The organism is Streptomyces misionensis (genome assembly GCF_007896895.1).
GTDB lineage: Bacteria > Actinomycetota > Actinomycetes > Streptomycetales > Streptomycetaceae > Streptomyces > Streptomyces misionensis_A.
The window spans coordinates 11,898-20,316 of sequence record NZ_VOGW01000207.1 but is presented as its reverse complement, the minus strand read 5'-3'; the positions used below and the strand labels follow the sequence as shown (position 1 = coordinate 20,316).

The window sequence follows — 8,419 nt, the reverse complement described above, 5'->3', positions numbered from 1 at the left end:
CCCGGCCAGAGCGCACCGGCGCCCGGTCCGGGCGGGCTGTGCCTGCCGGTGATCGGCCTCTGCGTGGACGTGACGGGCCCCCGCTGGGGCTGACGGCTACGGCCGATGGGGACCGACGGCTACGACTGCCGGCCGTCCCGGCGGGCGAGCAGCCACGGCTCGACCACGCCGAGCCCGCGCACGGGCCGCTGCCACATCGGCTGGAGCGCGAAGCGGTACGACGGCGGCTCCTCGCCCTCCTTCTCGGCGGCCGCCGCGGCCTCGGCCGCCTCCGCCTCCGAGGCGGGGGCCTCGCGGGTGCGGATCAGCTCCTCGGCGAACGCGCTGTCCACCAGCACGGCGTCGCGCGGGGCGATGGAGGTCAGCCGGGAGGCGAGGTTCACCGTCGTACCGAAGACATCGCCCATCCGGGTGGTCACGGTGCCGAACGCCATGCCGACGCGCAGTTCGGGCATCGTCTCGTCGTTGGCCAGCGTCTCCACCAGGCGCAGCGCGATGTCCGCGGCCGTGCCCGCGTCGTCCGCCGCGTAGAGCACCTCGTCACCGAGGGTCTTGATGAGCCGGCCGCCGCGCGCGGCCACCAGGTCGGCTGCGGTGGTCTCGAAGGCCTCGACCAGTTCGCCGAGTTCCTCCTCCTCCATGCGGCGGGTCAGCCGGGTGAACCCGACGAGGTCGGCGAAGCCGACGGCCAGCCGGCGGTCCACCATCTCCTCGTCGTCCGCGGCCTGGACGACCCGGCCGGTGGCGGCGGCGAGCTGCCGGCGCCAGACGTAGACCAGGAACTCCTCCAGCTCCGGCAGCAGCAGCTCGACCAGGGGGTACGTCACCTCGGTGCGGGTCATGCCGGGCTCGGGGGGCTCGGTCAGCCCCTCCAGGAAGGAATCGATCTGCCACTCGGCCAACCGGGCGGTGGTCTGGCCGGTCGAACGGGCCACCTGCACCGCCATGGCCTCACTGAGCAGGCCCGCCTCCACCAGACCGGCGAGCCGGCGCAGGGCGAGCACGTCGGCCTCGGTGAGGGCCTTGGCCTGGCCTATGTCCGCGAAGCCCATCGCCCGCCAGAAGCGGGACGCCAGCTCCATGGAGACGCCTGCGCTGCGGGCGGCCTGGAAAGGGGTGTAGCGGCGCTCGGCGCCCAGGATGAGCTGTTCGAGGCGGAGCGCGAGCGGATCCTCGCCGGAGTCGGCGGCGCTGGGGTCCGTCCGGCCTTGCTCGCCGGGGCCCGTGTCGTCGACGGTCACGCCTGCTGCCCTTCCGATCTGCCGCGGTCAGGTATCGACCGGCCTCAACTCTACGGCAGGTGTGCGCCAGCTCACTCCGTCGGGTTCGGCCGACGTCCACCTGTCCCGCACCGGCGGGTCCCGCGCCCGAGTCGGTCCGCCCCCGCCCTCAGCTTGCGGCCCCCGGCCGCCCCCCGCACCCGCGGCCCACGCCCTCCACCGCCCGCGCCGTCGCACGGCTCCCCGCGGCCTTCACGGGCGCCGTGAACGCAGGGGCCGTCGTGCCACCGCGCCGACCGCCGACCGCCGACCGCCGACCGCCGACCGCCGACCGCCGACCCGGCAACGACCGCTCATGCCGCCGGGGGGCGCGGGCAGCCGCGCCGTCCAGGGCGGCCGGGGTGGGCACGGCAGCACGCCGAACCCGGCCGGCCGCACAGCCCGGAAAACCGCCGGGGCCCAGTCCCGCCGCCCACAGTCGCGCCACCACCCCGGACGCGCGGTCCCCCGCGCCCCTCACGGGCGCCGTGGCCGCGCCTCACGGGGAGCGGTGCCCCGCGAGCGTCCGCCCCATCCCGCGTCACGCCGGTCGCAGATGGACGATGTCGCCCGCTCCCACCGGCTCCTGGACGCCCTCCGACGTGGCGATGACCAGGCGGCCGTCGCCGTCCACGGCCACCGCCTCGCCGACGAGGTCGCGGTCGCCCGGCAACTGCGCCCGCACCGTGCGGCCCAGCGTGGCGCAGCCGGCCGCGTAGGCCTCCTGGAGGCCGCACGCGGCGGGGTCGCCGTCCGCCGCGCGCCAGCGGCCGTACCAGGTCTCCAGGGAGCGCAGCACCGCCCGCAGCAGCGGGTCCCGGTCCGTGTTCACGGCCCCCGCCAGCAGCAGCGAACCCGCGCCCGGGATCGGCAGTTCGTCCGCCCGCAGCGAGACGTTGAGGCCGAAGCCGATCACCACGCCGTCGTCGCCGGCCCGCTCCAGGAGGATGCCCCCGGCCTTGCGCTCCTCGCCGTCCACGGTCACCAGCAGGTCGTTCGGCCACTTCAGCGCCGTGTCCACGCCCGCCGCCCGCGCCAGCCCCGTGGCCACCGCGACCCCGGTGAGCAGCGGCAGCCACCCCCAGCGCTCGATGGGCACCCCGGCGGGCCGCAGCAGCACGGAGACGAAGAGGCCGGAGCGCGGCGGCGCCGACCACCGGCGGTCCAGGCGTCCCTTCCCGGTCGTCTGCTCCTCCGCCACCAGCACCGCGCCCTCCGGCACCGGACCGGCCGCCGCCCGGGCCACCAGGTCGTCGTTGGTGGAACCGGTGCTCTGCACCACGTCGAGCCCGGACCACAGACCGTCCTCGCGCACCAGGGCCCGGCGCAGGGCGGTCGCGTTCAGCGGCGGGCGGTCCAGATCGGACCAGCGGCCGCGGTTGTCGTCTGCTGCATCTCGGGGCGTCATGCAAGCCACCCTAGGTGTGGCAAACGACGCAGTGCTGATCGGTAGGCCCAGCACTACTCTACGAACGAGTAACCGTCCCCCCTTTTGAGCAGGCAGGGAGCCGCATCCCGATGTCCGAGCCGGAAGAGCGTCAAGAGATCCAAGGGATCGACATTCACACGACCGCGGGCAAGCTCGCGGATCTCCAGCGGCGCATTCACGAGGCGACGCACGCCGGCTCGGAACGCGCCGTCGAGAAGCAGCACGCCAAGGGCAAGCTGACGGCCCGTGAGCGGATCGAACTGCTCCTGGACGAGGGGTCGTTCGTCGAACTCGACGAGTTCGCCCAGCACCGCTCCACCAACTTCGGGCTGGAGCGGAACCGGCCGTACGGAGACGGGGTCGTCACCGGCTACGGCACCGTCGACGGCCGTCCGGTCGCCGTCTTCTCCCAGGACTTCACCGTCTTCGGCGGCGCCCTCGGCGAGGTCTACGGCCAGAAGATCGCCAAGGTGATGGACTTCGCCCTGAAGACCGGCTGCCCGATCATCGGGATCAACGACTCCGGCGGCGCCCGGATCCAGGAGGGCGTCGCCTCGCTCGGCGCCTACGGCGAGATCTTCCGCCGCAACACCCATGCCTCGGGCGTGATCCCGCAGATCAGCCTGGTCGTCGGCCCGTGCGCGGGCGGCGCGGTGTACTCGCCGGCCATCACCGACTTCACGGTGATGGTCGACCAGACCTCGCACATGTTCATCACCGGCCCGGACGTCATCAAGACCGTCACCGGCGAGGACGTCGGCTTCGAGGAGCTGGGCGGCGCCCGCACCCACAACGCCGTGTCCGGCGTGGCCCACCACATGGCCGGGGACGAGAAGGACGCCGTCGAGTACATCAAGCAGCTGCTGTCGTACCTGCCGTCCAACAACCTCTCCGAGCCCCCGGTGTTCCCCGAGGAGGCGGACCTCTCCGTCAGCGACGAGGACCGCGAGCTGGACACCCTCGTCCCGGACAGCGCCAACCAGCCGTACGACATCCGCACGGTGGTCGAACACGTCGTGGACGACGGCGAGTTCTTCGAGACGCAGGCCCTGTTCGCGCCGAACATCGTCACCGGGTTCGGCCGGGTCGAGGGCCACCCGGTGGGCGTCGTCGCCAACCAGCCGATGCAGTTCGCGGGCTGCCTCGACATCGACGCCTCCGAGAAGGCCGCCCGCTTCGTGCGCACCTGCGACGCCTTCAACGTGCCGGTGCTGACCTTCGTGGACGTGCCCGGCTTCCTGCCCGGCGTCGGCCAGGAGCACGAGGGCATCATCCGGCGCGGCGCCAAGCTGATCTACGCCTACGCCGAGGCCACCGTCCCGCTGATCACCGTGATCACCCGCAAGGCCTTCGGCGGCGCCTACGACGTCATGGGCTCCAAGCACCTGGGCGCCGACCTCAACCTGGCCTGGCCCACCGCCCAGATCGCCGTCATGGGCGCCCAGGGCGCGGTCAACATCCTGCACCGGCGCAGCCTCGCCGAGGCGGAGGCGAGCGGCGAGGACGTGGAGGCCGTGCGGGCCCGGCTGGTCCGGGAGTACGAGGACACCCTCCTCAACCCCTACGTGGCGGCCGAGCGCGGCTACGTCGACGCGGTGATCATGCCGTCCGACACCCGCGCCCACATCGTCCGGGGTCTGCGTCAGCTGCGCACCAAGCGGGAATCACTGCCCCCGAAGAAGCACGGCAACATCCCCCTCTAGGCCCGCCGACCGACAGGAGCCGACATGACGATCAAGGTCGTACGAGGCAACCCGACCCCCGAGGAGCTGGCCGCCGCCCTGGCGGTGGTCCGCGCCCGCGCCGCGGCGGCAGCGGCGGCGCCGTCCGGCGCGCCGGGGCCGGGGGACGCGTGGGCGGACCCGTCGCGGATCGCCGCCGCCCGGGTCCCCCGGCCGGGCCCGGCGTCCTGGGCCCGCACCTACTGGCCGAGCTAGGGAGATTCCCCGGGGAGCGTCCCCCTGGGGGACGCCCCGAAGGGGCGCGTGAGCGAGACCACACGCCGGCACGCGACGGCGGGGCCGACTTGAGTACCGGTACTCAGGCGGCCCCCACCGGCCGGGCCGCACGCTGGGGGCATGTTGTGGTCGGACCCGGACGACGAGCCGCCGAAAGAGCTGCGCGACGCGCAGGACATGCTGCGACGGCTCGGCGTCCTGATGGCCGTCGTGGTGATCCTGGCGATGGCCGTGGCCGGTCTGCGTTAGGGCCTTTTCCGGGTCGGGCCGGCCCGTGCCCGCTCGCCTGGTGCGCCCCGCGGCAACCGGGTGACTAACCTGACGGCATGACCGCAACGCGCCGCAGGCGACTCGTGCTCGCCTCCCAGTCCCCCGCCCGCCTCGGCCTGCTCCGGCAGGCGGGTCTCGCCCCCGAGGTCGTGGTCAGCGGGGTCGACGAGGACGCCGTCACCGCTCCCACCCCGGCCGAGCTGGCGCTCGCCCTGGCCGAGGCGAAGGCCTCCGTCGTGGCGGCGCTGCCCGAGGTGCAGGGGGCCCTGGTGATCGGCTGCGACTCCGTGCTGGAGCTGGACGGGCGCGCGCTCGGCAAGCCCGCCGACACCGAGGAGGCCACCGCCCGCTGGAAGTCGATGCGCGGCCGGGCCGGCGTGCTCCAGACGGGGCACTGCATCTGGGACACGGAGGCCAAGCGGTACGTGTCGGCGACCGCCTCCACCGTCGTGCGGTTCGGCGAGCCCAGCGACGAGGAGATCGCCGCCTACGTGGCCTCCGGCGAGCCCCTCCACGTCGCCGGGGCGTTCACCCTGGACGGCCGGTCCGCGCCGTTCATCGAGGGCATCGACGGCGACCACGGCAACGTGATCGGCATCAGCCTGCCCCTGGTGCGCAAGCTGCTGGCCGAACTGGGCGTCGGCATCACGGAGTTGTGGGCACCGGCGGAGTGAACCCGGCGGGGACGGAGTCCTGCGGCTCCTCCCCGTCCCCGTCCTGGGGCTCCTCCGTACGGCCCACCACGGGCTCCCCCGCGGGGGCGGCGGCCGGTCCGTGCCCGGCCATCGGCTCGCCGCCCGTCCCGCCGTCCCCGCCGGGCACCGCTCGCGGCCCGGGGCCGCCGTCCCGGTCGTAGGAGACCAGGAGCAGCACGAGGAGCGCGAGCACCGCCACCATGACCAGGAAGGCCGTCCAGCCGACCAGGCCCCAGGCGAAGGCGCCCAGCAGGCCGTGCACGACCGCCGCGCTGACCAGCAGGACGCGGCCGAACCCGGCGGGGGCGCGGTCGCGGACCGCCACCAGCAGGGCGACCAGCGCGCACAGCGCGAAGTACAGGCCGAAGACGACGCCGCCGATCTTCGAGGACGTCGACATCAGATGCGGGTCCACACCGGCCATGGACATCTTCTGCCGCTCCACGACCATGCCGAGGAACCAGTTCAGCGCCGCGACGCCGAGCGCCTCCACCAGGAGGACGACGGTCACCACCCACGCCACCGGCCTGCGCACCACCGATCCCCACCCACTCCCGAGCCGCTCGCTGTTACCCGCAGTAGTGCGGGACGCCGTGAACGCTACTAACGGGTAAACCAGGGGACAAGGGTTCGCGCTGCAGCAAAGAATCATTGGGCCATTCGTAGGGACTCGACAAAGAAACCGAGTGGGGCGCGGCACGCCCTTACAGAGACCTTGGCCACATGGGCGGGCTAGGGTTTTCCGAAGGAGTCCTGCGTAGCAAGGTGCCACCGGGACTTTCGCGGGTCGGGCGAGCCCCGCATCACGCTCCGTGTGGGCAAGCTCACCATTGGGGACGGGTCGAAGTGCCGTGTCGGCAGTCCCTAAACTCGGCTTGTTTCAAGGAGGGAGCCTCAATCGTGCGCAAGGTGCTCATCGCCAACCGTGGCGAAATCGCTGTCCGCGTGGCCCGGGCCTGCCGGGACGCGGGGATCGCGAGCGTGGCCGTCTACGCGGACCCGGACCGGGACGCTCTGCATGTCCGCGCGGCGGATGAGGCGTTCGCCCTGGGCGGTGACACCCCGGCGACCAGCTACCTGGACATCGAGAAGGTCCTGAACGCGGCCCGCGAATCCGGCGCGGACGCCATCCATCCGGGTTACGGCTTCCTCTCGGAGAACGCCGAATTCGCGCAGGCCGTGATCGACGCGGGCCTGAACTGGATCGGCCCGCCCCCGCAGGCCATCCGCGACCTGGGCGACAAGGTGGCGGCCCGGCACATCGCCCAGCGCGCCGGCGCCCCCCTGGTGGCCGGCACGCCGGACCCGGTCAGCGGTGCCGACGAGGTCGTGGCCTTCGCCGAGGAGCACGGCCTGCCGATCGCCATCAAGGCCGCCTTCGGTGGCGGTGGCCGCGGCCTGAAGGTCGCCCGCACCCTCGAAGAGGTGCCCGAGCTGTACGACTCGGCGGTGCGCGAGGCGGTCGCCGCCTTCGGCCGCGGCGAGTGCTTCGTGGAGCGCTACCTGGACCGTCCGCGGCACGTGGAGACCCAGTGCCTGGCGGACAAGCACGGCAACGTGGTCGTCGTCTCCACCCGTGACTGCTCCCTCCAGCGCCGCCACCAGAAGCTCGTGGAGGAGGCCCCGGCGCCGTTCCTGTCCGACGAGCAGGTCGCCGAGCTGTACCGCGCCTCCAAGGCCATCCTGAAGGAGGCCCGTTACGAGGGCGCGGGCACCTGTGAGTTCCTGGTCGGCCAGGACGGCACGATCTCCTTCCTGGAGGTCAACACCCGCCTCCAGGTCGAGCACCCGGTGAGCGAGGAGGTCGCCGGCATCGACCTGGTCCGTGAGATGTTCCGCATCGCCGACGGCGAGGAACTGGGCTACGGCGACCCGGAGCTGCGCGGCCACTCCTTCGAGTTCCGCATCAACGGCGAGGACCCGGGCCGCAACTTCCTGCCGGCCCCCGGCACGGTCACCACGTTCGACCCGCCGTCCGGCCCCGGTGTCCGCCTGGACGCCGGCGTCGAGTCCGGCTCGGTCATCGGCCCGGCGTGGGACTCGCTGCTCGCCAAGCTGGTCGTCACCGGCCGCACCCGCAAGGAGGCCCTGGAGCGGGCCGCGCGGGCGCTGGACGAGTTCCAGGTCGAGGGCATGGCGACCGCGATCCCGTTCCACCGCGTCGTGGTCAGGGACCCGGCCTTCGCCCCCGAACTGACCGGTTCCGCCGAGCCGTTCAAGGTCCACACCCGCTGGATCGAGACCGAGTTCGTCAACGAGATCAAGCCCTTCGCGGCGCCCGCCGACGTCGAGGCGGAGGAGGACGCGGGCCGCGAGACCGTCGTCGTCGAGGTCGGCGGCAAGCGCCTGGAGGTCTCCCTCCCGTCGTCGCTGGGCATGTCGCTGGCCCGCACCGGCCTCGCCGCCGGCGCCAAGCCGAAGCGCCGCGCCGCGAAGAAGTCCGGCCCCGTGGCCTCCGGTGACACCCTCGCCTCGCCGATGCAGGGCACGATCGTCAAGATCGCCGTGGAGGAGGGCCAGGAGGTCAAGGAGGGCGACCTGGTCGTCGTCCTGGAGGCCATGAAGATGGAGCAGCCCCTCAACGCTCACAAGGCCGGCACCATCAAGGGCCTCAACGCGGGGGTGGGCGCGTCCATCACGTCGGGCGCGGCCATCTGCGAGATCAAGGACTGATCCCCGCTTTCCAAGCGACACACCGGCCCCCGGCTCTCCGCCGGGGGCCGGTGGTGTTCTCGGGGGCGGGTGTCTCGCCGGGGGGCGCCGCGCCCCGAGCTCGCCCTGCGCCCGCGTTCCCACCGGTCTCCCGGC

Annotated in this window: 8 protein-coding genes; 5 read left to right on the top strand and 3 right to left on the bottom strand. The window is 73.2% G+C overall.

The genetic code is table 11. From position 1 onward, the window contains the following. Positions 1–119 precede the first annotated feature (119 nt). Together FRZ03_RS38395 and FRZ03_RS38390 are read right to left on the bottom strand one after the other, a co-directional pair. On the bottom strand, positions 120–1,241 hold the full coding sequence (locus FRZ03_RS38395; RefSeq protein ID WP_146469791.1) for an adenylate/guanylate cyclase domain-containing protein: 1,122 nt from the start codon (positions 1,239–1,241) through the stop codon (positions 120–122). A 559-nt stretch (positions 1,242–1,800) separates the two neighbouring features. Beyond that, a complete protein-coding gene (locus FRZ03_RS38390; protein WP_146469790.1) occupies positions 1,801–2,667 on the bottom strand; it encodes a biotin--[acetyl-CoA-carboxylase] ligase in 867 nt (288 codons plus the stop codon). A 110-nt stretch (positions 2,668–2,777) separates the two neighbouring features. Here FRZ03_RS38390 and FRZ03_RS38385 point away from each other — a divergent pair, with 110 nt between their 5' ends. The 4 genes from FRZ03_RS38385 to FRZ03_RS38375 all read left to right on the top strand — a co-directional run bounded on the left by FRZ03_RS38385 (position 2,778) and on the right by FRZ03_RS38375 (position 5,590). Continuing rightward, positions 2,778–4,391 carry an acyl-CoA carboxylase subunit beta gene (locus FRZ03_RS38385; RefSeq protein ID WP_146469789.1) on the top strand — a complete coding sequence of 538 codons (1,614 nt, stop codon included), beginning with the start codon at positions 2,778–2,780 and terminating at the stop codon, positions 4,389–4,391. A 24-nt stretch (positions 4,392–4,415) separates the two neighbouring features. Beyond that, positions 4,416–4,625 (top strand): acyl-CoA carboxylase epsilon subunit, encoded by a 210-nt coding sequence (locus FRZ03_RS38380; RefSeq protein WP_146469788.1) that lies wholly within the window; start codon positions 4,416–4,418, stop codon positions 4,623–4,625. Positions 4,626–4,766: 141 nt separating this feature from the next. Next, positions 4,767–4,895 (top strand): morphogenic membrane protein MmpB, encoded by a 129-nt coding sequence (mmpB, locus tag FRZ03_RS40930; RefSeq protein ID WP_257585489.1) that lies wholly within the window; start codon positions 4,767–4,769, stop codon positions 4,893–4,895. A 77-nt stretch (positions 4,896–4,972) separates the two neighbouring features. After that, positions 4,973–5,590 carry a Maf family protein gene (locus tag FRZ03_RS38375; protein ID WP_146469787.1) on the top strand — a complete coding sequence of 206 codons (618 nt, stop codon included), beginning with the start codon at positions 4,973–4,975 and terminating at the stop codon, positions 5,588–5,590. Here the strand turns inward: FRZ03_RS38375 and FRZ03_RS38370 are convergent. Beyond that, positions 5,562–6,134, bottom strand: a complete 573-nt coding sequence (locus FRZ03_RS38370) for a hypothetical protein (RefSeq protein WP_398662294.1) — start codon at positions 6,132–6,134, stop codon at positions 5,562–5,564. The genes FRZ03_RS38375 and FRZ03_RS38370 overlap by 29 nt on opposite strands. Positions 6,135–6,511: 377 nt before the next feature. Between FRZ03_RS38370 and FRZ03_RS38365 the strand changes: the two genes are divergently transcribed. Next, on the top strand, positions 6,512–8,284 hold the full coding sequence (locus FRZ03_RS38365; protein ID WP_146469786.1) for an acetyl/propionyl/methylcrotonyl-CoA carboxylase subunit alpha: 1,773 nt from the start codon (positions 6,512–6,514) through the stop codon (positions 8,282–8,284). Positions 8,285–8,419 lie beyond the last annotated feature (135 nt).

Coding starts and splice junctions, on each gene's coding strand:
- FRZ03_RS38390 (WP_146469790.1), bottom strand. CDS start 2,667: ATGACGCCCCGAGATGCAGCAGACGACAACCGCGGCCGCTGGTCCGAT.
- FRZ03_RS38385 (WP_146469789.1), top strand. CDS start 2,778: ATGTCCGAGCCGGAAGAGCGTCAAGAGATCCAAGGGATCGACATTCAC.
- FRZ03_RS38380 (WP_146469788.1), top strand. CDS start 4,416: ATGACGATCAAGGTCGTACGAGGCAACCCGACCCCCGAGGAGCTGGCC.
- mmpB (WP_257585489.1), top strand. CDS start 4,767: ATGTTGTGGTCGGACCCGGACGACGAGCCGCCGAAAGAGCTGCGCGAC.
- FRZ03_RS38375 (WP_146469787.1), top strand. CDS start 4,973: ATGACCGCAACGCGCCGCAGGCGACTCGTGCTCGCCTCCCAGTCCCCC.